Annotated in this window: 35 protein-coding genes; 34 read left to right on the forward strand and 1 reads right to left on the reverse strand. The window is 41.1% G+C overall.

Annotated features, from left to right (window positions below; translation table 11 throughout):
• Positions 1 to 19: 19 nt before the first annotated feature.
• The 33 genes from rplB to Epro_RS06860 all read left to right on the forward strand — a co-directional run bounded on the left by rplB (position 20) and on the right by Epro_RS06860 (position 24,215).
• On the forward strand, positions 20 to 853 hold the full coding sequence (gene rplB, locus Epro_RS06700) for a 50S ribosomal protein L2 (protein ID WP_052571433.1): 834 nt from the start codon (positions 20 to 22) through the stop codon (positions 851 to 853).
• A 200-nt stretch (positions 854 to 1,053) separates the two neighbouring features.
• Positions 1,054 to 1,338, forward strand: coding sequence for a 30S ribosomal protein S19 (gene rpsS / locus Epro_RS06705; RefSeq protein WP_052571435.1), 285 nt, complete (start codon positions 1,054 to 1,056; stop codon positions 1,336 to 1,338).
• A gap of 195 nt (positions 1,339 to 1,533) precedes the next feature.
• Positions 1,534 to 1,926: a 50S ribosomal protein L22 gene (gene rplV, locus Epro_RS06710; protein WP_052571437.1), complete on the forward strand. Its 393-nt coding sequence runs from the start codon at positions 1,534 to 1,536 to the stop codon at positions 1,924 to 1,926.
• Between the two features lie 17 nt (positions 1,927 to 1,943).
• Positions 1,944 to 2,657 carry a 30S ribosomal protein S3 gene (gene rpsC / locus Epro_RS06715; RefSeq protein WP_052571439.1) on the forward strand — a complete coding sequence of 238 codons (714 nt, stop codon included), beginning with the start codon at positions 1,944 to 1,946 and terminating at the stop codon, positions 2,655 to 2,657.
• 30 nt (positions 2,658 to 2,687) lie between these two features.
• On the forward strand, positions 2,688 to 3,101 hold the full coding sequence (gene rplP, locus Epro_RS06720; RefSeq protein ID WP_052571441.1) for a 50S ribosomal protein L16: 414 nt from the start codon (positions 2,688 to 2,690) through the stop codon (positions 3,099 to 3,101).
• Between the two features lie 12 nt (positions 3,102 to 3,113).
• Positions 3,114 to 3,317 carry a 50S ribosomal protein L29 gene (rpmC, locus tag Epro_RS06725; protein WP_052571443.1) on the forward strand — a complete coding sequence of 68 codons (204 nt, stop codon included), beginning with the start codon at positions 3,114 to 3,116 and terminating at the stop codon, positions 3,315 to 3,317.
• Positions 3,318 to 3,337: 20 nt separating this feature from the next.
• Positions 3,338 to 3,595, forward strand: coding sequence for a 30S ribosomal protein S17 (rpsQ, locus tag Epro_RS06730; protein ID WP_052571445.1), 258 nt, complete (start codon positions 3,338 to 3,340; stop codon positions 3,593 to 3,595).
• Between the two features lie 38 nt (positions 3,596 to 3,633).
• Positions 3,634 to 4,002, forward strand: a complete 369-nt coding sequence (rplN, locus tag Epro_RS06735; protein ID WP_052571447.1) for a 50S ribosomal protein L14 — start codon at positions 3,634 to 3,636, stop codon at positions 4,000 to 4,002.
• A gap of 148 nt (positions 4,003 to 4,150) precedes the next feature.
• Entirely contained in the window at positions 4,151 to 4,462 is a 312-nt protein-coding gene (gene rplX / locus Epro_RS06740) for a 50S ribosomal protein L24 (protein WP_052571450.1), read from the forward strand.
• A 72-nt stretch (positions 4,463 to 4,534) separates the two neighbouring features.
• Positions 4,535 to 5,092: a 50S ribosomal protein L5 gene (rplE, locus tag Epro_RS06745; RefSeq protein WP_052571452.1), complete on the forward strand. Its 558-nt coding sequence runs from the start codon at positions 4,535 to 4,537 to the stop codon at positions 5,090 to 5,092.
• Between the two features lie 50 nt (positions 5,093 to 5,142).
• Positions 5,143 to 5,328 (forward strand): type Z 30S ribosomal protein S14, encoded by a 186-nt coding sequence (locus Epro_RS06750; protein WP_052571454.1) that lies wholly within the window; start codon positions 5,143 to 5,145, stop codon positions 5,326 to 5,328.
• 22 nt (positions 5,329 to 5,350) lie between these two features.
• Positions 5,351 to 5,746: a 30S ribosomal protein S8 gene (gene rpsH / locus Epro_RS06755; protein ID WP_052571456.1), complete on the forward strand. Its 396-nt coding sequence runs from the start codon at positions 5,351 to 5,353 to the stop codon at positions 5,744 to 5,746.
• A 192-nt stretch (positions 5,747 to 5,938) separates the two neighbouring features.
• The gene (rplF, locus tag Epro_RS06760; RefSeq protein WP_052571458.1) at positions 5,939 to 6,547 is read left to right on the forward strand and encodes a 50S ribosomal protein L6; all 609 of its coding nucleotides are present in this window, start codon (positions 5,939 to 5,941) and stop codon (positions 6,545 to 6,547) included.
• 129 nt (positions 6,548 to 6,676) lie between these two features.
• Positions 6,677 to 7,036 carry a 50S ribosomal protein L18 gene (gene rplR / locus Epro_RS06765; RefSeq protein WP_052571460.1) on the forward strand — a complete coding sequence of 120 codons (360 nt, stop codon included), beginning with the start codon at positions 6,677 to 6,679 and terminating at the stop codon, positions 7,034 to 7,036.
• A gap of 57 nt (positions 7,037 to 7,093) precedes the next feature.
• Positions 7,094 to 7,597 carry a 30S ribosomal protein S5 gene (gene rpsE, locus Epro_RS06770; RefSeq protein ID WP_052571462.1) on the forward strand — a complete coding sequence of 168 codons (504 nt, stop codon included), beginning with the start codon at positions 7,094 to 7,096 and terminating at the stop codon, positions 7,595 to 7,597.
• Complete coding sequence (rplO, locus tag Epro_RS06775; RefSeq protein ID WP_082121528.1) at positions 7,594 to 8,040, forward strand: 50S ribosomal protein L15; 447 nt, start codon at positions 7,594 to 7,596, stop codon at positions 8,038 to 8,040. Before rpsE ends, rplO begins: the two co-directional genes overlap by 4 nt.
• Positions 8,041 to 8,087: 47 nt before the next feature.
• Complete coding sequence (secY, locus tag Epro_RS06780; RefSeq protein WP_052571464.1) at positions 8,088 to 9,431, forward strand: preprotein translocase subunit SecY; 1,344 nt, start codon at positions 8,088 to 8,090, stop codon at positions 9,429 to 9,431.
• A gap of 110 nt (positions 9,432 to 9,541) precedes the next feature.
• Positions 9,542 to 10,171: an adenylate kinase gene (locus Epro_RS06785; RefSeq protein WP_052571466.1), complete on the forward strand. Its 630-nt coding sequence runs from the start codon at positions 9,542 to 9,544 to the stop codon at positions 10,169 to 10,171.
• A 28-nt stretch (positions 10,172 to 10,199) separates the two neighbouring features.
• Positions 10,200 to 10,979, forward strand: coding sequence for a type I methionyl aminopeptidase (gene map, locus Epro_RS06790; protein WP_202812877.1), 780 nt, complete (start codon positions 10,200 to 10,202; stop codon positions 10,977 to 10,979).
• 1 nt (position 10,980) lies between these two features.
• On the forward strand, positions 10,981 to 11,199 hold the full coding sequence (gene infA, locus Epro_RS06795) for a translation initiation factor IF-1 (protein ID WP_052571468.1): 219 nt from the start codon (positions 10,981 to 10,983) through the stop codon (positions 11,197 to 11,199).
• Between the two features lie 109 nt (positions 11,200 to 11,308).
• Entirely contained in the window at positions 11,309 to 11,422 is a 114-nt protein-coding gene (gene rpmJ / locus Epro_RS06800; protein ID WP_052571470.1) for a 50S ribosomal protein L36, read from the forward strand.
• A gap of 142 nt (positions 11,423 to 11,564) precedes the next feature.
• Complete coding sequence (gene rpsM, locus Epro_RS06805) at positions 11,565 to 11,954, forward strand: 30S ribosomal protein S13 (RefSeq protein WP_052571472.1); 390 nt, start codon at positions 11,565 to 11,567, stop codon at positions 11,952 to 11,954.
• An 85-nt stretch (positions 11,955 to 12,039) separates the two neighbouring features.
• Positions 12,040 to 12,438: a 30S ribosomal protein S11 gene (gene rpsK, locus Epro_RS06810; RefSeq protein ID WP_052571474.1), complete on the forward strand. Its 399-nt coding sequence runs from the start codon at positions 12,040 to 12,042 to the stop codon at positions 12,436 to 12,438.
• 241 nt (positions 12,439 to 12,679) lie between these two features.
• Positions 12,680 to 13,306 (forward strand): 30S ribosomal protein S4, encoded by a 627-nt coding sequence (rpsD, locus tag Epro_RS06815; RefSeq protein WP_052571476.1) that lies wholly within the window; start codon positions 12,680 to 12,682, stop codon positions 13,304 to 13,306.
• Positions 13,307 to 13,345: 39 nt separating this feature from the next.
• Complete coding sequence (locus tag Epro_RS06820) at positions 13,346 to 14,320, forward strand: DNA-directed RNA polymerase subunit alpha (RefSeq protein ID WP_052571478.1); 975 nt, start codon at positions 13,346 to 13,348, stop codon at positions 14,318 to 14,320.
• Positions 14,317 to 14,670 (forward strand): 50S ribosomal protein L17, encoded by a 354-nt coding sequence (gene rplQ, locus Epro_RS06825; protein ID WP_052571480.1) that lies wholly within the window; start codon positions 14,317 to 14,319, stop codon positions 14,668 to 14,670. The genes Epro_RS06820 and rplQ overlap by 4 nt, the downstream gene beginning before the upstream one ends.
• A gap of 14 nt (positions 14,671 to 14,684) precedes the next feature.
• Positions 14,685 to 15,713, forward strand: a complete 1,029-nt coding sequence (gene mreB, locus Epro_RS06830) for a rod shape-determining protein (RefSeq protein ID WP_272945916.1) — start codon at positions 14,685 to 14,687, stop codon at positions 15,711 to 15,713.
• Positions 15,714 to 15,780: 67 nt separating this feature from the next.
• A complete protein-coding gene (gene mreC, locus Epro_RS06835) occupies positions 15,781 to 16,617 on the forward strand; it encodes a rod shape-determining protein MreC (RefSeq protein WP_052571482.1) in 837 nt (278 codons plus the stop codon).
• Complete coding sequence (gene mreD, locus Epro_RS06840) at positions 16,614 to 17,153, forward strand: rod shape-determining protein MreD (protein WP_052571484.1); 540 nt, start codon at positions 16,614 to 16,616, stop codon at positions 17,151 to 17,153. The genes mreC and mreD overlap by 4 nt, the downstream gene beginning before the upstream one ends.
• Before the next feature lie 5 nt (positions 17,154 to 17,158).
• The gene (mrdA, locus tag Epro_RS06845; protein WP_052571486.1) at positions 17,159 to 18,943 is read left to right on the forward strand and encodes a penicillin-binding protein 2; all 1,785 of its coding nucleotides are present in this window, start codon (positions 17,159 to 17,161) and stop codon (positions 18,941 to 18,943) included.
• Positions 18,943 to 20,289, forward strand: coding sequence for a rod shape-determining protein RodA (gene rodA, locus Epro_RS06850; protein WP_052571490.1), 1,347 nt, complete (start codon positions 18,943 to 18,945; stop codon positions 20,287 to 20,289). The genes mrdA and rodA overlap by 1 nt, the downstream gene beginning before the upstream one ends.
• Positions 20,290 to 20,316: 27 nt before the next feature.
• Positions 20,317 to 22,767, forward strand: coding sequence for a TIGR03960 family B12-binding radical SAM protein (locus Epro_RS06855; protein ID WP_158409032.1), 2,451 nt, complete (start codon positions 20,317 to 20,319; stop codon positions 22,765 to 22,767).
• Between the two features lie 20 nt (positions 22,768 to 22,787).
• Positions 22,788 to 24,215 (forward strand): Rne/Rng family ribonuclease, encoded by a 1,428-nt coding sequence (locus Epro_RS06860; RefSeq protein ID WP_052571495.1) that lies wholly within the window; start codon positions 22,788 to 22,790, stop codon positions 24,213 to 24,215.
• 215 nt (positions 24,216 to 24,430) lie between these two features.
• Here the strand turns inward: Epro_RS06860 and Epro_RS06865 are convergent, their stop codons facing one another.
• Positions 24,431 to 25,636, reverse strand: coding sequence for a pyridoxal phosphate-dependent aminotransferase (locus Epro_RS06865; RefSeq protein ID WP_052571497.1), 1,206 nt, complete (start codon positions 25,634 to 25,636; stop codon positions 24,431 to 24,433).
• A 101-nt stretch (positions 25,637 to 25,737) separates the two neighbouring features.
• Between Epro_RS06865 and rplU the strand changes: the two genes are divergently transcribed.
• On the forward strand, positions 25,738 to 26,055 hold the full coding sequence (gene rplU, locus Epro_RS06870) for a 50S ribosomal protein L21 (RefSeq protein WP_052571499.1): 318 nt from the start codon (positions 25,738 to 25,740) through the stop codon (positions 26,053 to 26,055).
• Positions 26,056 to 26,089 lie beyond the last annotated feature (34 nt).

Here is a 26,089-nt window from a genome sequence, read left to right on the forward strand (position 1 = left end):
CCGATAACAGGAAAAAGAAATGCCAATTAAAACATTCAAGCCTTACACGCAGTCAAGAAGACAAATGACAATGTCTGATTTTTCAGACATAACAAAGACAGAGCCGGAAAAGTCGTTAATTAAAATTGTTAAAAAGCATGGCGGTCGCAACAATACCGGTCAGGTAATGGTTCGCTTCAGAGGCGGCGGTCACAAAAGATTTTACAGAATCATAGATTTTAAAAGAGATAAATTCAACGTCGCCGCAGAAGTTATAGCTATTGAATACGATCCTAACCGCTCGTCAAGAATAGCTCTTTTGCAGTATACGGACGGCGAGAAAAGATACATAATCCAGCCTGTGGGCGTTAACGTAGGAGACACTCTCATGTCCGGTCCGGATGCCGAGATAAGAGCAGGAAACTCTTTGCCGTTAGCGAATATTCCCGTAGGTACGTTTATACATAACATAGAATTAGTCCCGGCAAAAGGCGGACAGCTTGTTCGTTCAGCCGGCGCTTCTGCGCAGCTTCTTGCAAAAGAAGGCGATTACGCGCACGTAAGAATGCCTTCCGGAGAAATAAGATTAATTCGCGTAAACTGTTATGCAACGATTGGTCAGGTAGGAAACATTGACCATGAAAACATTACGATAGGCTCTGCAGGAAGAAACCGCCACAAAGGGTTTAAACCCCATGTCCGCGGAACTGCAATGAACTCTGTTGACCATCCTCACGGAGGAGGCAGAGGCCGTTCAAAAGGCGGCAACCAGCCCAGAAGCCCTTGGAACCAGCCTGCTAAAGGTTTTAAAACAAGGCCGAGAAAAGTTTGGGATTGGGTAATCGTAAGCCATCGTAACAAAGCTAAGAAATAATAAGTAGAAGTTGGGAAGTTTTGAAGTTGAGAAGTTTTGCAACGGCAAATCTTCCTGAAAAAACGTAGCGCAAAACGGTAACATTGGTTTAAAGAGTATTTGTTTGGGTTGTTTAATGAGTTAGAGTTTAAGAGCGGAAAGCTCCTCTCAACTTCAATGCGTCCAAGCTCTCTAAACTTCCAAAAAAGAGGAAATAATAAATGAGTCGTTCAACTAAAAAAGGACCGTATGTAGATGAGAAGCTTTTGAAGAAAATTCAAAAGCAAAATGAATCCGGCGATAAGAAAGTTATAAAAACATGGGCGAGAGCTTCTGTTATAACTCCAGATTTTGTCGGACACACAGTCGCAATACATAACGGCAAGAAATTTCTTCCGATATTTATATCGGAACAGATGGTAGGACACAGACTTGGAGAATTCGCTCCGACCAGAACCTTTAAAGGCCACGGCGGAATGACCAAGCAGGAAACATCGTTAACATAGTAACGCCTGAAGTTAGGAAGCCGGAAAGTTGAGAAGGTGGGCAGCAACAACAACTTTCCGAAAGTAACAGAAAAATAGATGTTGTTTGCAGAGCGTAGTTAAAGTTGTTGGAAAAATTTTGAGATTAATAGCGTTCGGCTTCTCTCAACTTCCCAGCCTTCCGGCTCTCCAAACTTCTATACGAGGAAAAATAAGATGCAAGCACAAGCAACGGCAAAATTTGTCAGATATACGTCAAGAAAAGTAAATCAGGTTTTGACGCTTATTAGAAATAAGAAAGTTGAAAAAGCTTTTGAAACCCTTTCTTTTCTTCCTAAATCAGCGGCGACGCTCGTGGAAAAAGTTTTAAAGAGCGCGGTTGCAAATTCGGGCAAACTTAACGACTATTCCGGTCTTAAAGTTAAAGAAGCCTGGGTTGGCGGCGGTCCTACTCTTAAGAGAATGAGACCCGGTCCGCAGGGAAGAGGAATGCCGGTAAAAAAGAGAACCTGCCACCTTACAATAGTTGTAACGGATGTGGGCGTTTCAGACGGCAAAAGAAAGAAAAAAGTTGTAAAGCCCCAAACGGCGGAAATTAAAACAAAGTAAAAAGGTAAGGACAAAAAATGGGTCATAAAGTACATCCTAAAAGCGTAAGACTCGGGTATATAAGAGATTGGGAATCTAAATGGTTTAATCTTAAAGAGATGCCCGATTTAATTGAAGAAGACCGTCACATAAGAGTTTATCTTAAAGATAAACTTAAAGCGGCGTCTGTCTCAAAAATCGGCATTGAAAGACCCGGAAAAAATTTGAGAGTAAACATCTATACCGCGCGCCCCGGAATAGTAATAGGAAGAGGCGGGCAGGGCATAGAAACTTTAAGAAAAGAAGTGGAAACCATGACGTCAAAAAAGACTTTTGTAAACGTTATGGAAATTAAAAGACCCGAAATAGACGCGCAGCTTGCCGCAGAAGGCATAGCGTATCAATTGGAAAAACAAATCACGTTCAGAAGAGCGATGAAGAAAACCATTGAAAAAGCTATGGCGGCCGGAGCGCAGGGTATTAAAGTTATGGCGGCAGGAAGACTCGGCGGCGCAGAAATTGCAAGAACCGAGTGGCTTAAAGAAGGAAGAGTGCCCCTTCAAACTTTCAGAGCGGATATAGACTATGGTTTTACCGAAGCAAATACAACCATGGGAAAAATCGGCGTTAAAGTTTGGATATTTAAAAAAGAGCACTTCAGAAAAACTACGAAAGATTTGCTTGAAGAAGCAAAGCTGGTTGACGCTAAAAATTTAGAAGCTGCAGCAGCTTCTAAAGAAGAGTCAAAATAAATTTAAGACATAAGACACGAGGACATTTATATGTTGATGCCAAAAAGAGTTAAATATAGAAAAACCCACAGGGGCAGAATGAAAGGCAAGGCTAAAGGCGGCACGTATTTAGCTTTTGGAAAATACGGTTTGCAGGCTCTTGAGCCGGTTTGGATAAACAGCAACCAAATAGAAGCTGCCCGTGTAACCCTTGCAAGATACATAAAAAAAGGCGGAAAAGTTTGGATCAGAATATTCCCTGATAAACCAATAACTAAAAAGCCTGCAGAAACCAGAATGGGTAAGGGAAAAGGCGATCCGCAGTTTTGGGTAGCCGTAGTAAAACCGGGAAGAATAATGTTTGAAATGGAAGGGCTTCCCGAAGCAGAAGCAAGAAAGGCTTTGCGTCTTGCGTCAAACAAACTTCCGATTCACACAAAAATTTTAGTCAGAGCTGACATTTAAGGAACGGTTAAGATGAAAAGTAAAAACTGGCAGGAAACGAAAAATATGTCTGAAGCCGAACTCAAAGCGAAACTCGGCGATTTGCAGGATAAGCTTTTTAAACTTAAATTCCGTCATACGACGGCTCCTGTAAAAAATCCGCTTGAAATAAGAAGCATCAGAAGAAATATCGCAAGAATTAAAACTCTTCTTGCTCAGAAAAAAGAGTCGAAATAAGATAAAAATAGGAAGGAAAAATGGTAGAACGCGCAAAACGTAAATATCGTACAGGTGTTGTAGTAAGCGACAAAAGCAACAAAACAAGAATAGTTTTGGTGGAAAGAACTTACCGCCATTCTTTGTTTGACAGAGTTCTTCGCGGGAAAAGCAAATTTGCTGCTCACGATGAAAAAAATATTTCTCACGCGGGCGATACCGTTAAGATAATGGAAACAAGACCGTTGTCAAAAACTAAAAGATGGGTGTTGGTTGAAGTTGTAAACAAAGCATCTTAAAATTTAGTTTGTCCGACGATAAAATTTGAGGTTGAAAAATGATTCAGGAAAGAACTATTTTAAACGTAGCAGACAATTCAGGCGCTAAAAGAGTGCGTGTTTTCAGAGTTACCAAAGGCTTGAAACGCCGCTATGCAAGCATCGGCGACGTAGTTCACGCGTCGGTACAAGACGCTTTGCCGCATGCAAATATTAAAAAAGGCGAAGTTGTAAAAGCAGTTGTCGTAAGAACCGTAAAAGAAATCCGCCGCGAAGACGGAACTTACATTAAGTTTGACGACAATGCCGCCGTTATCATCAACGACGAAGGCGAACCGAAAGGCACGCGTATTTTCGGACCCGTTGCAAGAGAGCTTAGAGAAAATAATTATTTAAAAATAATCTCATTGGCTCCCGAGGTTATTTAAACAAAGTTTAAATAATCGCGTCGCAGAAGCAAAGCGCCGAAGACGGATAAAAGTCAGTAAGGCTTAATTAAATCGGCGGACAATAACACAAAAGCGATAATGAAACACCGGACTGTTAAAGCCAAAAAAGAAACAGGAAAAATAAAAAATGCTTAACATTAAAAAGAAAGACAAAGTAGTTGTTTTGGCGGGCAAGGATAAAGGCAAAAAAGGCGAAGTCCTTAAAGTCTATCCGGAAACCGGCAGAGTAGTAGTGGCAAAAATTAATTTCGTAAAAAGACACACGAAACCCACCCAGAGAGATCCGGGAGGAATTCGCGAGAAAGAAGCGCCGCTTGCAATAAGCAAGGTAATGCTTGTATGCCCGAAATGCGCGCAGGCTTCAAGACCTAAATTTGACAAGCTTTCAGACGGAAAAAAAATCCGCGTATGCAGAAAATGCGGAGAGATGATAGTATAAAAACGGCACAATAGGCGCAGTCTAAACTCAAGATAGGGCTAGCCGACAGAAGAAATAGATAAGGAAAGAATAATGAATCAGCCTCGTTTAAAAGAGTTTTACCAGAAAAACGTTTCTAAAGATCTTATGAGCAAATTTAAATTTAAAAATGTTCATCAGATTCCCAAGCTTGAAAAAATTGTAATTAACATAGGCTTGACCGAAGCGAAAGAAAACATTAAAGTTTTGGATACTGCCGTTGCGGAACTTGCCGCTATAACCGGTCAAAAACCGCTTGTAACGCGCGCAAAAAAATCCATCTCAAACTTTAAACTCCGCGAAGGTATGCCTATAGGAGCGAAAGTTACTTTAAGAAATTTCATAATGTTTGAATTTCTTGACAGACTTATTAACGTAGCTATTCCCCGCATAAGAGACTTCAGAGGAATAGAGCCGAGAGGTTTTGACGGGCAGGGAAATTTTAACCTCGGTCTTACCGAGCAGTATATATTTCCCGAAATCAACGTTGAAAAATCCGACAAACCCAGAGGAATGAACATAACCATAGTAACAAACGCAAAAAAAGACGAGCACGCGAAAGCGCTGCTTGAAGCGCTTGGAGTTCCTTTCAGAAAAAGAGAAACGAAGTAAACGGCAAAATAAGTTAAGAAGTTTTAAAAATAAAAAAGAGGCATTTCAGAATGGCAACAACTTCAGCAGAAGCAAAGATGCGTAAACCTCAAAAGTTTTCAACGCGTCACAGAAACAGATGTCGTCTGTGCGGAAGACCGCGCGGCTTCTACAGAGATTTCGGTCTTTGCAGAATATGCTTGCGTAAATTGGCGCACAACGGTGAAATTCCGGGCGTTACAAAATCAAGTTGGTAATAATTTAAAAGAGGTCGTTTGAATGATTACAGATCCGATATCAGATATGTTTTCCCGCATTCGCAACGCGAATGCAAAGCTGCACGAAAAAGTAGATATTCCTTCTTCAAAAGTTAAAGTTGAAATCGCAAAGATTTTAAAAGACGAAGGTTATATCGCAAATTACAAAAGCATTGAAGACCACAAACAGGGCGTTTTAAGAGTTTATCTTAAATACACCGTTGCCGGTAAAGCTGTTCTTCAGGGCATTAAAAGAGTTTCAAAATCGTCGTTGAGAATTTATAAAGGCTATGAAAATATGCCGAAAGTTCAGGGCGGTTTAGGCGTAACCATAGTATCCACTTCCAAAGGTTTGTTGACGGGCAAACAGGCAACAAAAGACAAAGTCGGCGGAGAAGTAATAGGATACGTTTGGTAAAGACGGCGGAAGTTGAGAAGCTGAAAAGTTGAGAAGCAGGGCAACGACACGGCTCTCTAAAAGTAACAAAAAAATAGATGTTGTTTGCAGAGCGTAGTTAAAGCTGTTGGAAAAATTTTGAGATTAATAGCGTTTAGCTTTTCTCAACTTCCCGGCCTCCCAGCTCTACAAACTTCTATAAGAGGATTAAAAATGAGTCGCTTAGGAAAAAAGCCGGTTCAATTGCCGGAAAAAGTCAAAGCGGAATTTAAGAACGGAGTTCTTGAAGTAACGGGACCTTTGGGCAAACTTTCGCAGACGATAGACAAAAAAATAGCAGTAAAAACAGACGCCGGCAGTTTGCTTGTAGAAGCTCTCGGAAACAGCCGCGAACATAACATGCTTCACGGCCTCTACAGAGGTCTTGCGCTAAACATGGTGGAAGGCGTTACTAACGGTTACAAGAAAGAATTGAAAGCTATCGGTCTTGGATATAAAGCTTCCATTGAGGGCGGAAAAAAATTAGTTTTAACCGTCGGTTTTTCTCATTTGGTTAATCTTGAAATTCCCGCAACCGTAAAAGTTACCGCGGTTCTTGACGCGGACAAAAACACAATTATTACGGTTACCGGTACGGACAAAAACGAAGTAGGCGCTTTTGCCGCTAAAATTAAAGCGGTTAAGCCTCCGGAACCTTACAAAGGTTTCGGCATAAGATACACAAAATCAACTGCGTCGGCGGACGGCAAATCGGTAGTTTATACCGACGAACACATAATAAGAAAAGCAGGAAAAGCCGCGGCAGGTTCCGGCAAGAAATAATTTTAACGGGCGTTTTTGAGTTTACGGCGGTTGGTTTAAATTTAACAATTGCGGGCATTTTGTAAAATCAAAATCTCTCTGTTAAAAGCAAGAAGATATTTTAGCTGTAAAACATAACAGAGGAAACAAATGAAAGATTCAAAAAAAAGATTTGACTACAGAGTTAAAAGAGTAAGAAACAAAATTGACGGCACTACGGAAAGACCGCGCTTGGCAATTCACCGCGGACACAAACATATTTACGCGCAGATTATTGACGACGCAAAAGGCGTTACGCTGGCTTCCGCTTCAACTCTTGCTCCCGAGCTTAAAGGCAAGCTGAAAGTTACGGATACAATTGCGGCGGCAAAAGCCGTAGGCGAACTTATAGCGCAGAAAGCTTCCGAGAAAGGCGTAAAAAAAGTTGTGTTTGACCGCAGAGGTTACGAGTACACCGGCAAAGTTAAAGTTTTGGCGGACGCAGCAAGAGAAAAAGGTCTTGAGTTTTAAAAGAGTTACGGTTTAAAATAAAATAAATTAATCGCATAAGAAGTATTGGAGGATCAGTTGGCAGAAAAATTCGGAAGAAAACAAGAAGATAACGGTTTAAAAGAAACTGTTGTTGCCGTTAACAGAGTTGCAAAAGTTGTTAAGGGCGGAAAAAGATTTTCTTTTAACGCTTTGGTTGTAGTTGGCGACGGAGCCGGCAAAGTCGGCTGCGGTTTGGGAAAAGCTAACGAAGTTCAGGCTGCAATTCAGAAAGGCAGCACGCACGCTTCTAAACATATGGTTCCCGTTCAGCTTAAGGGAAACACAATTCCTCACGAAATAATCGGAGTTTCCGGTTCGGGTAAAGTATTTTTAAGACCTGCGGCTCCCGGAACAGGCGTTATCGCCGGCGGAGCAGTGAGAGCGGTTCTTGAAGCTGTCGGAATAAAAGACATACTTACAAAATCAATGCGCTCTTCAAACCCGTTCAACGTAGTTTACGCTACTATTGAAGCGCTTCAAAAACTTCGCACAAAAGAAGAAGTCGCAAAATTAAGAAATAAAGAGGTTTCAGAAATATGATAGGCTTGAACAATTTAAAGCCTGCGGAAGGCTCAAAACATAGAAAGAAAATCGTAGGACGCGGAGTAGGTTCCGGTCACGGACGCACTTCAACCCGCGGGTCTAAAGGCCAAAAAGCCCGTTCCGGCGACGGATCTAAAAAAATAGGTTTTGAAGGCGGACAGATGCCTATTTTGAGAAGAATGCCGAAGAGAGGGTTCAACAATCCTTTCCGCAAAGAATACGAAGTGGTAAACGTTGAAAGATTAAATAAATTTGACGCTAACGCGGAAGTTACCGGCGTTGAGCTTAAAAAAGCCGGAATAGTTTCAAAAGGCAAACTTGTTAAAATTTTGGGCGTAGGCGATTTGAAAAAAGCGTTAACCGTTAAAGCTGCCGCTTTTTCAAAATCTGCGCTTGATAAAATAAAAGCTGCCGGCGGAAAAGCCGAAGTAGTAAAATAAGACAATTGTATATTTTTAATTGTCGTTAAATAACGGAACAATACAACATGTTAAAAACCTTTACCGATATTTTCAAAGTGCCCGAGCTTCAAAAAAAGGTGTTTTTTACTTTGGCGATAATTGTCGCTTACAGAATAGGCGCCGCAATACCTCTTCCCGGAATAAACGCCGCGGCGGTTAAATCTTTATTTGATGCGCAAAGCAACGGTCTTTTAGGTTTTCTTGACATGTTTTCAGGCGGCGCGTTAAACAGAATGTCGTTGTTTTCTATGGGTATAATGCCTTACATCAACGCCTCTATCATTATGAGTTTGTTGTCGGGCGCGCACGTTATTCCTTATTTAGACAGACTTTCAAAAGAAGGCGAGCAGGGCAGAAAAAAAATTACGCAAATTACAAGATACGGCACTTTAATTCTCGGCGCTATACAGTCTTTCGGTCTTACGATGGCGCTTAGCAAAATGCCTACTCCTTCGGGAATGTCTATAGTTCCAAACCCTACGGCGGCGTGGATAATTTTAACGGTTATTACGCTTGTTACGGGCACAATGTTAATAATGTGGCTTGGAGAACAGGTTACCGAAAGAGGAATAGGAAACGGAATTTCGCTGATAATTTTTGCGGGTATTGTGGAAAGAATTCCTCACGCAATACTTAGCGTTATAAAACTTATTCAAATGCAGGAGCTTTCGGTTATTTACACGCTTGCGCTTGTCATTTTAGTTGTAGCCGTCCTTGCGGCGGTTGTGTGGATAGAAACGGCGCAGAGAAGAATTCCCGTGCATTACGCCAAGAGAATGATAGGAAGACAAATGATGGGCGGACAAACTTCGTTTTTGCCTATTAAAGTTGACCAGTCGGGCGTTATAGCCGTTATCTTCTCAATTTCAATTTTGTCGGCGCCGCTTACAATAGCGCAGTTTGCTCCTAATTGGACAATTTTCGGATTGCCTATCGCGCAAACAATAAACACGTGGTTTAATCATAACTCTATTTTTTACAGTTTGATTTACGCCGCGCTTGTAATTTTCTTTTGTTATTTTTACAATTCAATATCGTTTAACCCTAAAGATTTGGCTGAAAATATGAAAAAGTCCGGCGGTTTTGTTCCCGGAATAAGACCCGGCGAACCGACTGCGGCTTACATACAAAAAGTTTTGGAAAGAGTTACTTTGGGCGGCGCTCTGTTTGTTGCGGCTATTGCGGTTCTTCCGGATTATATGCGTTCGTTTATGAGCGCTCCGTTCTTCTTCGGCGGAACCTCTCTTCTTATAGTTGTCGGAGTTTCTCTTGACACCGTAGGGCAAATAGAGTCGCACCTTATTATGCGCCACTACGAAGGTTTTATGAAAGACGGCCGTGTAAAAGGACGCTGGTTTAACGTAAAATAAACGCGACGTTATTTGTTTGTAAAGTAGTTGCGCATTTAAAGCTCAAAGTTTAAACGGTAGCTAAAAAATTAGTTTGTTGTTTCTTTTCACTTTGTCTTTTTAGAGGTTTTATGAACTACATACTTCTGGGTCCTCCCGGAGCCGGAAAGGGTACGCAGGCGAAACTGATTGTTGACGAGTTTAAAATTCTTCACCTGTCCACCGGCGATATGTTTAGAGAAGCAAAAAAGTCAGACCCTGTGATAAAAGAATATCTTTCGTCGGGGCATTTGGTTCCGGATGAAATTGTAATAGACATGGTTGTAAAACGTCTTGAAAAAGACGATGTTCAAAAAGGTTTTCTTTTAGACGGGTTTCCAAGAACCGTTCATCAGGCGCAAGAGCTTGATAAAATTTTACAAGAAAAGCACAAAAAAATAGCGGCGGTCTTTTCAATACAAATAGATAATCATGAAGCCGTCAGAAGAATTTCGGGAAGAAGAGTTTGCGTTTGTGGAGCTTCGTTTCACGTAAGCATGCTTGCGCCGAAAAAAGAAAATATTTGCGACTACTGCGGCAAAGATCTTTTACACAGAAGCGACGATAAAGAAGACGTTGTCCGCGAAAGGCTTTCAGTTTACGAAACGCAGACAAAACCGTTGATAGATTACTATAAAAAATCGGGAATTCTTGTAGAAATAGACGGGCACGGAAACGAAAAAAAAGTTTTTGAGCAAATAAAAAAATCAATTAACGAGTAAAATTTAGCGGCAAACCGCGGGTATAACAGTGTTCCTTAAGAAAAAAAATATAGAATTAAAAAATGCGGCTGAAATAGAAAAAATGAGAGTAGCCGGACGCGTTGTGGGCGAAATTTTAGAAAAGCTTACGGATATTATAAAGCCCGGCGTTACAACAAAAGATATAGACGAATTTTCGGAAAAATATATAAGATCATTGAAAATGGTGCCTGCGTTTTTAGGGGTTAAGGGAATGAGTTCTCCCTTTCCCGCTTCGGCGTGCGTTTCAATAAACGACGAAGTTGTGCACGGGATTCCGAATGCTTCCCGGGTGTTAAAATCAGGCGATATAGTTTCTGTGGATATGGGAGTAATTTATCAGGGTTATTACGGCGACGCAGCAAAAACCTACGCAGTCGGCAGTATCTCCGACACCGCCTCAAAACTTTTGAAAATTACGGAATTATCCCTGCAGAAAGGAATAGAAAAAGCATTGTCGGGAAACAGACTCGGCGATGTGTCGCACGCGGTTCAAAAAACCGTTGAAGCCGCGGGTTTTTCCGTTGTAAGAGATTTTGTCGGGCACGGCATCGGCAGATCTTTGCACGAAGAGCCGGCAATACCTAATTTCGGCAAACCCGATACGGGAGTAAAACTTGCCTGCGGAATGGTGCTTGCAATAGAACCTATGGTAAACGTCGGCGGATACGAAGTTTCAATGCTTGAGGACGATTGGACGGTTGTTACAAGAGACGGCAGTTTAAGCGCTCACTTTGAACACACCGTGGTAATTACCGAAAACGGGAACGAAATTTTAACAAAGGTATAAAATGTCTAAAGAAGAAAAAATTGAAGTTGTCGGAAAAATTTTAGAATCTCTGCCCAACGCTATGTTCAAGGTTGAAATTGAGGGCGGGCACGTTATACTTGCGCACATTTGCGGCAAAATGAGAATGCATTACATAAAAATTTTGCCCGGCGACAAAGTAAAACTTGAGCTTTCTCCCTACGATTTGAAAAGAGGCAGAATAACATACAGAGAAAAATAATTTAGAAGTTTGGAAGTTTGGAAGTTTGGAAGTTTGGCAATAAGGGGAATTAAATAAAGCCAAACTCTCTAAATTTTTTAAGCTCTCTGAACTTCATTTGGAGCAAAAGATGAAAGTAAGAGCGTCGGTAAAACCTATTTGTCAGAAATGCAAAGTTGTAAAACGTAAAGGCGTTGTTCGCGTAACATGCAGCGACCCAAGACACAAACAGAGACAGGGATAATAAAAAATAAAGCGTAAATAGTAAAGAGTAAAGTTTAAATATTGCGTTTCGGCGAAGCCGAAACTTATGAAAGCCGCAGAAGCGGCGCATAATTTAAGCTCTAAACTTTAAACTTTTGCAGTTAAAATTCGGAGGGTAATAAATGGCTCGTGTTGCTGGAGTAGATTTGCCAAAAGGCAAAAGACTTGATATAGCGTTAAGATACGTTTACGGAATAGGACCCGCTATAGCAAATGAAATTATCGCGGAACTTCAGTTAGATCCTGCGAAAAGAGTTAAAGATTTAACGGAAGAAGAAGTTAATAAAATAAACAATCTTATAACGAAAAGTCTTAAAGTTGAAGGGGATCTCAGAAGAGAAATCCAGGCTAACATTAAAAGACTTATAGAAATAGGCAGCTACAGAGGAACGCGTCACAGAAGAAATCTTCCCGTGCGCGGACAGAGAACAAAAACCAACGCCCGTACAAGACGCGGCAAGAGAAAAACCGTAGGCGCAGGAAAAGCTGCAGCTCCGGGCAAAAAAGGTTAAAGAACGGCAAAGTTAGAATTGAAATTAACGGCGCACGACAATTTTAAATCAAAAAAATGATGTAAATAAAATGCGGAGGAAGTAAATGGCAGACGAAAAAAAATCTACCGGCGGTCCGTCTAAGAAAAAGAAATATACCGGCGGAGTTGCAAGAGCGTATATATTATCAACTTTTAACAATACAATAGTAAACATTACCGATGAAAGAGGAAATACTTTGGCATGGGCGTCTGCCGGCGGTTCCGGATTTAAGGGAACAAAAAAAGGCACTCCTTTTGCGGCGCAGATGACTGCCGCTGCCGTAGGTAAAAAAGCTTCGGACATGGGCGTAAAACAAGTTGCAGTTTTTGTAAACGGCCCCGGACCCGGAAGAGAAACGGCTATAAGAGGTTTGCAGAGTTCGGGTCTTGGAATTACGGCAATAAAAGATATTACGCCTGTTCCTCACGACGGATGCAGACCGCCAAAACCAAGAAGAGTGTAGTAACGGCGGAAGTTAGGAAGTTTAGATGTTTGGAAGTTTGGCAAAGGCGTGCAGTTGCTAAGCTTCAAAGCTTCAAAAAAAGTAGGAAGTTTAGAATGTTGGAAGTTTGGCAAAGACAAAGACGTGAAGTTGCTAAACCTCAAAGCTGCTAAACTTCAAAGCTTCCAAATAAGTTTTCGTCGTCACGGCTGCCGATGAAACTTTATGATAAGCAAATAGAAACAGTATAGGAGTTTTATAAATGTCACGTTATTTAGGTTCAGCATGTAAGTTGTGCCGCAGAGAAAAAGAAAAACTTTTCCTTAAAGGGGAAAGATGTTTTACAAATTGCGCTCTTGATAAAAAAAGAGGCAAAAACGGTCCCGGACAGCACGGCGCCGCAAAAAGCAAAATGTCCGATTACGCTAAACATTTGCGCGAAAAACAGAAAGCCAGAAGAATTTACGGTTTAACCGAAGAACAGTTCCGTCATTATTACGAAGTTGCCGAAAAGAAGAAAGGTTCAACGGGCGACAATTTGCTTATACTTCTTGAACTCAGACTTGACAACGTTGTTTACCGTTTAGGTTTGGCGTCGTCAAAGAAGCAGGCAAGACAAGTTGTTAACCACGGCAACGTTTTAGTTAACGATAAAAAAGTGGACGTTCCGCGTTACCAGCTTAAAGCCGGCGATGTTGTAACCGTTCCCGAGAAGTATAAAGAGAATGCGGTTATAAAAAAACTTATTGAAAAAACTTCAACCAACGTTCCTTCATGGCTTAGTTTTGACAAAAACAAAGTAGCGGGAACAATTGTAAGCGAGCCTACGGCGGCGGAAACTTCTCACCCCATAGACAGCCAGCTTATCGTAGAATATTATTCAAAATAAACTAACAGCCCTCGGGCTTGTTGAGTGAGGTTATACGCAATGAAAACGCCGGATTTAGAAAAATTACGCAAACTTACTTTAGAAGAAAAAACCGCAACGCAGTTCTACGGCCGCTTTACGGCAGAGCCTTTTGAACGCGGATACGGACACACAATAGGAAATTCTCTTCGCAGAATTCTTCTTTCAAGTCTTGAAGGCGCCGCCGTTACTTCGGTAAAAATTACCGGAGCTTTGCACGAGTTTGCCGTTTTGAAAGGCGTTAAAGAAGATGTTGCCCAGATAGTTTTGAATTTGAAAAAAATAAGAGTCAACCTTCGTTCCGAAGGCGCTGAAAAACTTTATTTGAAAGTTAAAAAAGCCGGCAAAGTTACGGCAAAAGACATAGAAGCCAACGCTAACGTTGAAATACTCAATCCCGAACAGGAGATTGCAAACATTGACAACGGAACGGTTTTGGAAATGGAACTTGAAGTTTCCTCCGGAAAAGGTTACGTTGTTGCCGAAGATATAAAAAACAACAAGCATTCCGTGGGAACCATAGTTTTAGATTCTCTGTTTTCTCCTATAACCAAGGTAAACTACGAAGTTGAAAATACCCGCGTAGAGCAGATTCTCAACTACGACAGACTTGTTTTGGAAATATGGACAGACGGCTCAATAGCCCCTAAAGACGCGCTTGTGCAGGCTGCGAAAATTTTGAGAAACAGTCTTAATATTTTCACAGGCAACGTAAGCGAAGAATCTGAAGTTGAAGAAGCGGCATCAAATACCGAAGAAGAAAAAGGCGCGGAACTTTTAGACCAGCCTTTAAGCATAATAGATCTTTCAACAAGGTCTTCAAACAGCTTGAAAAACGCGGGTCTTGAAACTATCGGCGACCTTGTAAAAATTACCGAAGAAGATTTGATGAACTTTGAAAATTTCGGCAAAAGATCTCTTGAAGAAATAAAAGAAAAACTTGCGGAAATAGGTTTGTCTTTCGGAATGGATATTAAGAAGGGAGCAAAGAAATGATAAAAACATATAACGGAAGCAAACTCGGCGTTACAAGTTCTCACAGAAAAGCTATGTTGAGAAATATTGCCACCGAATTGTTTCTTCACGAAAAAATAACCACCACTTTGCCTAAAGCAAAAGAGGTTATAAGTTACGCGGAAAAAATTATTACAAAAGCGAAAAAAGGCGACCTTAGCGCAATAAGAGGCGTGTCCGCGGAAATACACAATAAAGAAGTTGTAAAGAAAATATTTGATGTTCTTGCCCCAAGATATAAGGAAAGAAACGGCGGATACATTCAAATTATAAAAGCAGGCGTTCGTCGCGGCGACGCGGCAAAAGAAGCCATTGTAAAATTTGTAATATAAATCGGAGTTATAAAGTGTTTAATTATCTTTTCAGTTTGTTTTCAAACGATATGGGTATAGATTTAGGAACGGCTTCCGTTTTGGTTTATATCAAAGGGCAGGACATTGTCTTAAGAGAGCCTTCCGTAGTGGCTATGGAAAAAGATACCAAAAAAGTTTTAGCCATAGGTTCGGAAGCTAAAAGAATGCTTGGCAAAACTCCCGCAAACATCATTGCCATAAGGCCTCTTAGAGACGGCGTTATTGCAGACTTTGAAGCTACTGAAAGAATGATAAGATACTTTATAAAAAAAGTTCATAACAGAAGAACGCTTTTGCACCCGAGGGTTGTTATAGGCGTTCCTTCCGGAATTACCGAAGTTGAAAGAAGAGCCGTCCGCGAATCTGCGGAGCAGGCCGGAGCCAGAGAAGTTTACTTAATTGACGAACCTATGGCGGCGGCAATCGGCGCGGGCATTCCCATTCAGGAGCCCGAAGGAAGCATGATTGTTGACATCGGCGGAGGAACAACGGAAGTTGCGGTTATCTCTCTTGGCGGCATGGTAGTTGCGAAATCTTTGAATGTTGCCGGCGACGAAATGAATGAATCTATAGTTCAGTATTTCAGAAAAAAATATAATTTAATAGTCGGCGACAACACCTCCGAAGAAGTGAAAATTAAAATAGGTTCCGTGTATCCTTTGGAAAAAGAGCTTGTTATGGACGTTAAAGGAAGAGATCAAGTTACCGGTCTTCCCAAAACGGTTAGAATGACTTCCGAAGAAATGCGCATTGCTCTTACCGAACCCGTAAAAGCTATAATTGAAGTTATTAAAAATACTTTAGAAGAAACTCCGGCTGAAATTGCAGCCGATCTTGTTGACCGCGGAATTATCTTAAGCGGCGGCGGTTCTCTCATAAGAGGTTTGCCCGAGCTTCTTGCTCAGGAAACAGAACTTCCTGTAAATCTTGCAGACGACCCGCTTACATGCGTGGCAAGAGGCACAGGGGCATTTTTGGAAGAGCTTGACAACATTAAAGTTTCCAGAAAAGAAAATCTTTAATATCTAAAATTTTCTTTTCCGTAACGTTTTGTTGCAGCCGTCCGTTTGAAACCGCACGGTATGTAAAATGCTCGCTAATAACAAATCAAATCACGCAAATATAGTATTTCTGATTCTGCTTATAATAGGCTTTGTCCTTCTTATCGCCCGCTTAACGCCTGCAGTGCGTCTTGTCAAAAATTTTATTTACTATGTTTCTTATCCAAGCATTAACACGGCAAACCAAATTTTCGGTTTTGCCGGTTCTTTTGCGGATAAAATTAAAAGCATCGTTTACGCCAATCAGGAAAATATCGTTTACAAACAACAAAACCAGCTGCTGCTTGATAAGCTTCGCAACTACGACGTTATGTCCGCCCAATACGAAAATCTTACGGGACTTCTGAAAATTCCTAAAGTGCGCAGAACAAAATCGGTTTTTGCAAAAATTTCCATAAGAGAGCCGAATGAATGGTATCAGTGGTTTATTATAGACAAAGGCAGCAAACACGGTTTGCATAACGGGCTGCCGGTTGTAATGTTAAGAGATACCGGCGAGCTTTGCGCTGTCGGGCAAATTTTGGAAACTTACGGCTCGTCGGCAAAAGTTGCGCTTATAACCAACGTTTTGTCGTCTGTTCCCGTTGAAATTAAAGGTAAAAGAATAAGTTGTCTTGCCGAAGGTTTCGGTTCTAACGTTCTTAAAATAACTTACATACCTTCAAACGCAAACGTTGAAGTTGGAGATGAAGTTATCGCAAGCCCGTTGGGTTCGGTGTTTCACGAAGGTCTTGCAATTGCAAAAATTTTGAGCGTTTCCAAGGAAGTTTCAACGGATTTTAAAACGGCCGTGGCGGAGATAAGTTTTGAATCGGAATCTCTTTATGAAGCCGTTATATTAGTTCCGGACGGAGCGGCGCAATGAAAAAAGCCGTATTTTATATTTTATTTTTTATATTCTTTTGCATATTGCAATTTTTTTTCGGACAATTTTTAAGCGTTAAAGGCGTTTTCCCGAATTTTATTTTAATAGCTATAGTATTTTTAGCTCTTTCGCGCGGACAAACAAGCGCGGAGCTTACGGGATTTTTTTTCGGACTTGTGTGGGATGTTTTTTCTACGGACATTTTGGGCGGCAGAGTAGTTATGTTTACCGTTATAGGATATTTAGTCGGAATGTTTGCAAAAAGTTTTGACGAAGATCAGGCGTTTACGCAGATTACAATGGTATTTTTTGCTAACATTATTTATTGGTTGGGTTTTAGTTTTATATGTATGATTCTTCCCGAAGGCTCGGGAAGTTATACGCCGTTTGTAGTAACGTGGGCGGGTTCTTTAAAAATTGCAGTCACCGTTTTAATAGCGCCGTTTGTGTTTTTTGTTTTAAATATTGCAGCGGGCATGTTTTTGCCGAAAACTTCTTTTAAGCAGCGGAAATATTCATTTATCAGTAAAGGTTAATAATAATGGTTTGGCAAAGAGAAGATAATTACGCATACGAATTTTTTCTTGAAAAACACAAGATTATACTTGTGTTTTTTGCGTTATTGTTTCTTCTGATTTCGGCAAGAATTTTTTATTTGCAGGTGGTTAAGGGAAACCAGTATAGAAAAGTTTCCGAAGACCAGCGCATTTACAATACGCGGGAACGTTCTCCGCGCGGAATAATTTACAGCGCCGACGGCACGCCGTTAACAAGCAATATTTTTACTTATGTTGCGTTGTTTTATCCGTTTGAGCAGCAAAACGAACCGTCGGAAGAAACTATAAACGAAATAAGCAAAATTTTAAAAAGAGACGTAAAACCCGCTATAGACAAAAGCTGGCGTTACGGAAGAGTTGTAAAAGTAGCCGACGATCTTACCCTAAATGAAATGTTTAAAATTCAGGAAAAAAGATTAGGTTTAAACGGCATAAGCGTGGTTAAAGAGCCGAAAAGAATTTACAGCGCTGCCGAATCCGTAAGCCATGTAACAGGCTACATCGGAGAAATAGAGGCGTATGAACTTGAGCGTTTCGGCGGCGAAACTTACAGATTCGGAGACTACATCGGCAAAGGCGGCATTGAAAAACAGTACAACGCGTACTTGCACGGTCAAGACGGCGGTTGGCAGCTTGAGGTAAACGCAAGAGGTTATCAGACGAAAGCTTTTAAATATGTTCCTATAGAAATTGGCGACGGCGTTCATCTTACGATAGATTTAAAACTTCAAAATGCCGCTTACGACGCTTTAAAAAAGAGCACCACGGGAAGGGGCGCCGCCGTTGTTATAGACCCGCGAAACGGCGCTATTAAAGCGCTGGTGTCTGTTCCCGGTTACGACACAAACTCGGTGGGCACAAAAAAATTTGCAACTTACGTTAAAGATAAAAAGCTTCCTCTTTTTAACAGGGCGCTTCAGGCAAACTACGCGCCCGGTTCTATTTTCAAAATAGTAACGCTTATTGCGGGCATAGAGCTTTTAGACATAGACCCCAACGAAACCGACTTTTGCACCGGCTATTTTGAGCTTGGCAACAGAAAATATATTTGCAACAGAGGCTTCGGACACGGCAGAGTTAATATGTACACCGCAATGGCGAAATCCTGCAACACTTATTTTTATAAACTCGGTTTAAAGCTCGGCGTAAAAAATATTGAAAGTTTTGCAAAAAGTTTTTATCTGGGAGAAAAAACCGGCATAGATTTGCCCGGCGAAAAAAACGGCTTTGTGCCAAACCCCGACTGGAAAAAATCAAAAATGAAAATGTCGTGGCTGCAGGGCGACACGGTTATTTTTTCTATAGGGCAGGGCGCGCTTACGGTTACTCCTTTGCAAATGGCGGATATGATGGCGGCGGTTGCAAACAGAGGCACTTTTTTTAAACCTTATATAGTAGATAAAGTAGTTTCTCCAAACGGCGAAACGGTTTATACGCATACAATAAAAACTAAAGCTCCCATAGAGCTGTCCGCCGACACGTGGAACCTTGTAAACAAAGCTTTAATAGAAACTGTGGAAAGCGGAACCGGCAAAAGAAGCAAATTGCCCGGCATAAAAGTTGCGGGAAAAACGGGAACCGCTGAAAACCCTCAAGGCGAAGACCACGCGTGGTTTGTAACTTACGCGCCGGCCGATAAACCTGAAATAGCGATAGCCGTTATAGTTGAAAACGGCGGCGGCGGCGGGCTTAACGCCGTGCCCGTGGCAAGAAAAATTTACGAAGCTTATTTTGGTTTAAAACCGCAAAGCCAAGAGGATAAAAATTAATGTTTTCCACAAGAGCAGTTTTCAGCAAAATACGTTACGCCGTTGACTGGTGGCTTGTAGCCGCCGTTGTGGCGCTTGTTGCAGTGGGGCTTTTTGCGGTGTATTCCGCAAGCTATTATTACGGCGGCATGACAAAATATCTTACGGTGCAATCGGCGGCTTTTGTAATAGGCGTTGTTTTTATGATTGGCATCGCCAGATTCAATTATCAGTATTACAAACAGCTTGATAAGCCTTTATACATAATTTCAATTATTTTTCTTGTAAGCGTTTTAATTTTCGGAACTACAATCAACGGGGCAAAACGCTGGATAGATTTGGGAATTTTTTCGTTTCAGCCCGTTGAAATTGCAAAACTTATATATATATTGGTGTTAGCTTCTTTTTTGGATAAAAATATAAAAAGCGTGCGCAAACCTTCGGTGTTTATAGGTTGCGTTTTAATACTTATGGGACATTTCGCCCTTATAATGCTTGAGCCCGCGTTTTCCTCTTCTCTGTCTTATTTTCTTGTAACGCTTGTTCTTATTTACATTGCCGGCGCGGAAACTTTTTATCTTTTATGCATAATAATATTTTGCGCTTCAAGCGTTGGAATTCCTTTAGGGTTTGAATATATCAGATTTAGTCCGGAAGGAATAAATACAGCTACGCTGTTTGGTCGCTACTTAAATTACCTGCAAACAAACTTTGCCGGAATTTTTTACGCTGCCGCCGGCGCCGTATTTATTTTATTTTTTACGTGGTGGTTTTTATGGAAACTTAAAACGAGAATTTCAATAGTTTATCCGGTGCTTTTAAGTTTTGCTATTTTGTTTGGGTGCGCCGCGTCGTTGTCTGTAGAAAGCACTTTGAAAGATTATCAGCGCAAAAGAATGGTTGTTTTTTTATACCCAGAGTCGGACGCAAGAGGCGCAGGGTATAACGTTATACAATCCAAAATAGCAATGGGTTCCGGAAAAATTGCGGGCAAAGGTTTTCTTAAAGGAACGCAAACGCAGCTGGGTTTTTTGCCGGAACAGCATACGGATTTTATTTTCTCGGTTATAGGCGAGGAAGGCGGCTGGCTTGCTTCGCAGTTTGTAATATTGCTTTACTTTATTTTTATATGGCGCGCTTTGGTTATTGCGCGCGAGGCGCGCGACAGATACGGTTCTTTTGTGTCAACGGGCATTGCGGCTATGTTTACGTTTTACGCGGTAATTAATATTGCCATGGTTACGGGTTTAATGCCGGTTGCCGGCGTGCCTTTGTTGTTTTTGTCTTACGGCGGGTCGTCTATGGTGTCTTCTCTTTGCGCGGTGGGAATATTGTTGTCTATACACATGCGCAGACATACCAACTAATTTGCTATAATACATTAAGTTATGAATATGCGTCCTGAAATTGAAGAGATATTAAATCTTGTCCAAAAACCTGCAAGATACATCAACAGCGAATTAAACTCCCACAAGCCTGACATGTCCGCGGATTTTTCCGTATGTTTGTGCTTTCCCGACATTTACGAAGTCGGAGCGTCTAACCTCGGTCTTGAAATTCTCTACCATTTAGTTAATGAAAAAAAACTTGCGCGCTGCGAAAGAGCGTTTGCTCCGGACTCTGATTTGGAACAAATTCTGCGCGAGCGGAAGTTTCCATTGTTTTCTTTGGAATCTAACAGCAGCTTAAAAAGTTTTGATATCGTAGGTTTTACAATTCAGTGCGAACTTGTCGCAACAAATATTGTAAACATGTTAGACTTGGCAAATATCGCGATTTTTTCAAAAGACAGAAAAGAAGACGATCCGTTAATTTTAGGCGGCGGACCGGCATTAACAAATCCGGAACCGTTCTGCGATTTTTTTGACTTTTTCATTCTCGGCGACGGCGAAGGGGCGTTGCCCCTTGTTATAGAGGTTTGCAGAAACAGCAAAAAACTATCGCGAAAAGATTTATTGAAAAAACTTTCTGAAATTGACGGCGTTTATGTTCCGTCTTTTTACAGCGTTGAATATAACGAAGATTCAACAATAAAATCCGTTACGGCGCGCGAAGGCGTTAAGCCGGTTGTAAAAAAAGCGCTTTTAAATTTGGAAAACGCTTATTTTCCGAAAAAGAAAATAGTTCCGTATGTGCAAACGGTTCATAACAGATTAAATATTGAAGTTGCGCGCGGATGTCCCGGGCAGTGCCGTTTTTGTCAGGCGTCAAAATATTACAGACCGTGGCGCGAGCGTCCTATTGAAAAACTTGTCGCGCTTGTAGGCGAAGGTTTGGAATCTACCGGATACGAAGAAGTTACTTTTTCTTCTCTGTCCTGCAGCGACTACAAACATTTGGATAAACTTCTAATTGAAACCAACGCTCGTTACGGCGACTCTAAACTGTCAATATCTTTGCCGTCTCTGCGCTGCAACGAACACTCTTTGCGCGTTGCGCAGTATATCAACAGAAGCAAACGCCCCACTTTAACTTTTGCTCCGGAAGCCGGCAGCGACAGGCTGCGCAACGTTATCGGAAAATATCTTTCGGAAAAAGAAATAGCGCAGACGCTTTTGTCGGCAAACGCAATGGGCTGGAAAGTTATAAAACTTTATTTTATGATAGGTCTTCCCACGGAAACCGATCAAGATTTAGCCGCCATAAATACGCTTGTCCGTCTTGTGCGAAAAGAAGCAAAAGGATTAAGTTTTAACATAACCGTTTCTCCGTTTGTGCCGAAAGCGCAAACTGCGTTCCAGTGGTTTCCTATGGCGTCGCAGAAAAGCATAAAAGAAAAAATAGATTATTTAAATAAAATTTTGCCGGCTACCGTAAAAGCGCACAACCACAGAGCAAGCATTCTTGAAGCGTTTATAGCAAAAGGCGACAGACGCGTTGCCGGCGCAATTTATAAAGCTTGGCAAAAAGGCGCGCGTTTTGATCAATGGGCGGACAAACTCGGCAACGATATTTGGAGCCAAGCTCTCCAAGAAAGCGGTTTAAATTTAGATTTTTTTGTGTATAGAGTAATAAAACAGGACGAAGTCCTGCCGTGGGATCATTTGCATTTCGGCGTTTCAAAAGCAGAACTTTACGCCGATTACGTAAAAGGAATTAATGAAACGTCGGACGCTGTCGCGGGGCAATTTACGCGTTCTAACTCTTTGCTGCCGCAAGATTACGTTGAACCCGTAAACTCGGTTGTGTTGCCGGTTATGCGCATGCGTTTAAGATTTTCACGCGCCGGCGCGGTAAAATATATTTCTCATTTGGAACAAATTGAAGTTTTCCGAAGAGCCGCAAGGCGCAGCGGGCTTCCCGTAGCTTTTACGGGAGGGTTTACTCCGCAGGTAAAATCTTCATACGGCCCGCCTATGTCTGTGGGTTATGAAAGTTTTGCGGAATATATGGAATTATACTTTACGGAAAAAATTTCTTCAAACGAGGTTATCCGTAAAATGGCAAAAGTTTTGCCGGAAGGTTTTAAAATTACCGAGGCAAAAAGAGTTCCGTTGACGTTTCCGGCGATAGATATTTTAACAAACGTCGCGGAATATGAAATAAAAAACGTCTCGGTAAGCCAACAAGAGCTGGATGAGTTTTTATCGCAGGATAAAATAATAATTGTAAAAAATAAAAAAGGAAAAGATATTGAAATAGACGCAAAGCCGCTTATCGTATCTTTTAAAAGCGAAGGCGGCGGCTTAAAACTTTTGTTAAAATTCGGCAACGGAAAAACCGTAAAGCCGGAAAGCATTTTGGCAAAGTTGTTGGAAAATAATAAAAATTATGGCACAATGTATTTAGTTGCAAGAACAAATTTATACGTTCAGGCCTCAAACGGAAATTTATATATTCCGTAAAAGAAATTAAGAGGATTCAAGTGAAAAAAGAAATAATAGTAAATCGCAGTTTAGAAGAAACAAAAGTAGCCGTTTTGGAAGACGGAAAACTTTTTGATTTGTTTATAGAGCGCCGCGAGTCGGAAAAGATTTTGAACAATATTTACAAAGGGAAAGTTCAAAATATAGTGCCCGCGTTAAATTCGGCGTTTGTAGATTTGGGTTTCGGCAAAAGCGCTTATTTGGGAATAGACGATATCGTCGCCCAGAAAAACGAAAGAAATATTGAAAATATGATTCAGCCCGGGCAAGACGTTATGGTTCAGGTTTATAAAGAGCCTATCAGCACAAAAGGCCCTAAAATAACAATGGACATTTCCCTTCCCGGCAGACTTCTTGTTTACATGCCTTTCAGCAACAACATCGGCGTGTCAAAAAATATTGAAGACCGCGAAGAATACGACAGATTAAAAGGCATAATTTCGGAAATTAAAAAAGAAGTTCCGGGCGGCATTATTGTGCGCACCGAGGCGGAAGACGCAACGGAAGAAGAAATAAAAAGAGAAATAAAATATCTTACAAGAATATGGGCGTCAATAGTTTCCCGTTTTGACAACGCAAAACCTATGAGCCTTATTCATAAAGATCTCGGCGTAGTTTTTCAAACGGTGCGCGATTATTTTACCGAAGACGTAATTTTAATGCACATAGATTCGCCCAAAGAATTAAGAGACGTTACCGAGTTTGTAAAAATTACAACTCCGGAATTTCTTGACAGAATAGTTTTATACGAGGGTAAGCAGTCCATTTTTAAAGCTTACGGCATAGACGAAGAAATAAAACGTTTGCGTTCAAACAGGGCTCGTCTTAAATCCGGCGGATATTTAATAATTCAGGAAGCGGAATCTTTGTGCGCCATAGACGTAAATAGCGGAAAATTTACGTCAAAAACTTCGCAGGAAGACACAGCGGCTTACACAAATATTGAAGCCGCCGAAGAAGTTGCCAGACAGTTAAGGTTAAGAAATATCGGCGGAATAATAGTTATAGATTTTATAGACATGCGAAAAGCCTCCAACAGACAAAAAGTTTTGGAAAAGCTCCGCGAAGTTACAAGAGGCGATAAAGCCAAAATAAAAATTTGGCCTATAACAAGGCTGGGTCTTATTGAAATGACCAGAGAAAGAAAAAGAGAATCTTTGTTTTCTCTTATGGGCGACGTTTGTCCGGTATGCCGCGGCTTAGGGCTTGTGCTTTCCAAAGAATCCATATTTATTAACGTTTGCGACGACGTAGAGCAAATGGGCATAGATATGCATCACGGAAAAGTAAAAATAAAACTTAATCCGGACGTTGTAGAATATTTTAACGAACGCAAGTCCCGCCTTAAAGAGCTTTTCAAAATGGATTTTGACATTCAGTCCGTTGCCGATATAGACCGCGAAGACTACCAAATAATATTTGAATAAAACAGAAAAATAAGCGGATGCGTAACGGCATCCGCTATGTCGTTAAATTCCTTTTGTTGCAAAAAGGGGCGGCGGACGAAGTCCGACGGGGTATTTTGCGGTTTGCCATTTTCTTTGAATAAAAAAACCGGCTGCGAAATTTCTCGCCGCCGGTTTTTATTGTTCGTAATTCGTAGTTACGTCGTTACTTGCTCCTTACTCCTTGCTAATTTTAACTACTTGCCGTTTCCTATCATCTGTTTAACTGTTTTTTCCAGTCTGTCCATTCCTTCTTTAATAAGTTCAAGCGACGTTGCGTAAGATAAACGCATATATCCGTCGGCGCCAAAAGCAGATCCGGGAACTACAGCAATTTTTGCCGTTTCCAAAAGATATTGCGCAAACTCCGAATCTGTGTTTATAACTTTTGCGCCGAAAGTTTTTCCGAGAAGTTTTGAAATGTCGGGGAAAACGTAAAATGCGCCGCTGGGTTTTGAGCAGCTTATGCCTTCAATTTTGTTAAGTCTTTCGTGTATGTAGTCTCTTCTTTTTTCAAATTCCGCTCTCATTTTTTCAACTTCATCCTGCGGGCCGTTTAACGCTTCAACGGACGCTTTCATTGAAATTGACGTTGGGTTAGACGTTGACTGGCTTTGAATTTTCGCCATTGCGGTAATTATTTCTCTGGGCCCCGCGGCGTAACCTATTCTCCAGCCCGTCATGGCGTAAGCTTTTGAAACGCCGTTTATAACAACGGTATAATTTTTAGCTTCCGGCAAAACGGAAGCGGTTGAAGAAAATTTAAAGTTATCATATACGAGTTTTTCATATATCTCGTCGGAAATCATTAAAATTTTATTTTTAACGCAAACTTCGGCTATGGCTTTAAGCTCGCCCGAAGAGTATGTAGCTCCCGTAGGGTTTGACGGAGAGTTTATTACAATGGCTTTTGTTTTTGCCGTAATAACTTTTTGCACGGACTGCGCAGTAATTTTAAATCCGTTTTTGTCGTCGGCGGGTATAATAACCGGTTTTGCTCCCGCAAGAATTGCCATGTCGGGGTAAGAAACCCAGTATGGAGCGGGTATTATAATTTCATCCCCGTCGTCAAGAATTGCCTGAAAAAGATTGTAAAGAGAATGTTTTGCGCCGCAGGAAACTATAATTTCTTCGGGAATATATTCAAGACCGTTATCTCTTTTAAGTTTGTTTACTATCGCTTTTTTTAAATCCAAAGTTCCCGCTACGGGGCAATATCTTGTGAAGTTTTTGTTTATCGCGTCTATGCCGGCGTCTTTTATATTTTGCGGCGTGTTAAAATCCGGCTCGCCGGCGCCGAAACTTATTACGTCAACGCCTTGCGCCTTTAAAGCTTTTGCTTTTGCGTCTATGGCAAGAGTGGGGGAAGGTTGGACAGCCTGAACTCTTTTTGAAAGAAACATTTTCTCACCTCTTAATAAAAGACGCCCGAATTAAGGCGCCTTTTTGTTGACTTTTGCTGAAAATTTTTGTAAATTATACCGATTATAAAGGAGCATGTCAAATGTATGCAATTGTAAAAACTGGCGGAAAACAGTACAAAGTTGAAGTAGGAAACGTTTTGGCGGTTGAGAAACTCAACGAAGCCGAAGTGGGAAAAGAAGTTGTTCTTGACGAAGTTTTATTTGTTGCCGACGGAGACAAAGCTACCATAGGAAAACCTACGGTTAGCGGCGCAAGCGTTGTTGCAAAAGTAAAATCCCAGAAAAGAGCTCCTAAAGTTTTGGTTTTCAAAAGAAGACCAAAAAAAGGTTATAAAAAGCTTCAGGGACATCGTCAATACATAACGGAATTGGAAATAACAAGCATTAAAGCAAATTAACAATGTTAATTTGCCGCCGCAAATTATTTTTATA

This window comes from Endomicrobium proavitum (assembly GCF_001027545.1).
GTDB lineage: Bacteria > Elusimicrobiota > Endomicrobiia > Endomicrobiales > Endomicrobiaceae > Endomicrobium > Endomicrobium proavitum.

Excerpts from the sequence above, each read along its gene's own strand:
- rplN (WP_052571447.1), top strand. The coding sequence starts at position 3,634 with ATGATTCAGGAAAGAACTATTTTAAACGTAGCAGACAATTCAGGCGCT.
- rplB (WP_052571433.1), top strand. The coding sequence starts at position 20 with ATGCCAATTAAAACATTCAAGCCTTACACGCAGTCAAGAAGACAAATG.
- mreD (WP_052571484.1), top strand. The coding sequence starts at position 16,614 with ATGAAAAAAGCCGTATTTTATATTTTATTTTTTATATTCTTTTGCATA.
- rpsC (WP_052571439.1), top strand. The coding sequence starts at position 1,944 with ATGGGTCATAAAGTACATCCTAAAAGCGTAAGACTCGGGTATATAAGA.
- mreC (WP_052571482.1), top strand. The coding sequence starts at position 15,781 with ATGCTCGCTAATAACAAATCAAATCACGCAAATATAGTATTTCTGATT.
- rplF (WP_052571458.1), top strand. The coding sequence starts at position 5,939 with ATGAGTCGCTTAGGAAAAAAGCCGGTTCAATTGCCGGAAAAAGTCAAA.
- Epro_RS06750 (WP_052571454.1), top strand. The coding sequence starts at position 5,143 with ATGGCAACAACTTCAGCAGAAGCAAAGATGCGTAAACCTCAAAAGTTT.
- mrdA (WP_052571486.1), top strand. The coding sequence starts at position 17,159 with ATGGTTTGGCAAAGAGAAGATAATTACGCATACGAATTTTTTCTTGAA.
- infA (WP_052571468.1), top strand. The coding sequence starts at position 10,981 with ATGTCTAAAGAAGAAAAAATTGAAGTTGTCGGAAAAATTTTAGAATCT.
- rplU (WP_052571499.1), top strand. The coding sequence starts at position 25,738 with ATGTATGCAATTGTAAAAACTGGCGGAAAACAGTACAAAGTTGAAGTA.
- Epro_RS06820 (WP_052571478.1), top strand. The coding sequence starts at position 13,346 with ATGAAAACGCCGGATTTAGAAAAATTACGCAAACTTACTTTAGAAGAA.
- rpsH (WP_052571456.1), top strand. The coding sequence starts at position 5,351 with ATGATTACAGATCCGATATCAGATATGTTTTCCCGCATTCGCAACGCG.
- rpmC (WP_052571443.1), top strand. The coding sequence starts at position 3,114 with ATGAAAAGTAAAAACTGGCAGGAAACGAAAAATATGTCTGAAGCCGAA.
- Epro_RS06865 (WP_052571497.1), bottom strand. The coding sequence starts at position 25,636 with ATGTTTCTTTCAAAAAGAGTTCAGGCTGTCCAACCTTCCCCCACTCTT.
- Epro_RS06855 (WP_158409032.1), top strand. The coding sequence starts at position 20,317 with ATGCGTCCTGAAATTGAAGAGATATTAAATCTTGTCCAAAAACCTGCA.
- Epro_RS06785 (WP_052571466.1), top strand. The coding sequence starts at position 9,542 with ATGAACTACATACTTCTGGGTCCTCCCGGAGCCGGAAAGGGTACGCAG.
- rplP (WP_052571441.1), top strand. The coding sequence starts at position 2,688 with ATGTTGATGCCAAAAAGAGTTAAATATAGAAAAACCCACAGGGGCAGA.
- rplX (WP_052571450.1), top strand. The coding sequence starts at position 4,151 with ATGCTTAACATTAAAAAGAAAGACAAAGTAGTTGTTTTGGCGGGCAAG.
- rplR (WP_052571460.1), top strand. The coding sequence starts at position 6,677 with ATGAAAGATTCAAAAAAAAGATTTGACTACAGAGTTAAAAGAGTAAGA.
- rpmJ (WP_052571470.1), top strand. The coding sequence starts at position 11,309 with ATGAAAGTAAGAGCGTCGGTAAAACCTATTTGTCAGAAATGCAAAGTT.
- secY (WP_052571464.1), top strand. The coding sequence starts at position 8,088 with ATGTTAAAAACCTTTACCGATATTTTCAAAGTGCCCGAGCTTCAAAAA.
- rpsS (WP_052571435.1), top strand. The coding sequence starts at position 1,054 with ATGAGTCGTTCAACTAAAAAAGGACCGTATGTAGATGAGAAGCTTTTG.
- rplE (WP_052571452.1), top strand. The coding sequence starts at position 4,535 with ATGAATCAGCCTCGTTTAAAAGAGTTTTACCAGAAAAACGTTTCTAAA.
- rpsQ (WP_052571445.1), top strand. The coding sequence starts at position 3,338 with ATGGTAGAACGCGCAAAACGTAAATATCGTACAGGTGTTGTAGTAAGC.
- rpsM (WP_052571472.1), top strand. The coding sequence starts at position 11,565 with ATGGCTCGTGTTGCTGGAGTAGATTTGCCAAAAGGCAAAAGACTTGAT.
- rplO (WP_082121528.1), top strand. The coding sequence starts at position 7,594 with ATGATAGGCTTGAACAATTTAAAGCCTGCGGAAGGCTCAAAACATAGA.
- rodA (WP_052571490.1), top strand. The coding sequence starts at position 18,943 with ATGTTTTCCACAAGAGCAGTTTTCAGCAAAATACGTTACGCCGTTGAC.
- rpsD (WP_052571476.1), top strand. The coding sequence starts at position 12,680 with ATGTCACGTTATTTAGGTTCAGCATGTAAGTTGTGCCGCAGAGAAAAA.
- rpsK (WP_052571474.1), top strand. The coding sequence starts at position 12,040 with ATGGCAGACGAAAAAAAATCTACCGGCGGTCCGTCTAAGAAAAAGAAA.
- rplV (WP_052571437.1), top strand. The coding sequence starts at position 1,534 with ATGCAAGCACAAGCAACGGCAAAATTTGTCAGATATACGTCAAGAAAA.
- rplQ (WP_052571480.1), top strand. The coding sequence starts at position 14,317 with ATGATAAAAACATATAACGGAAGCAAACTCGGCGTTACAAGTTCTCAC.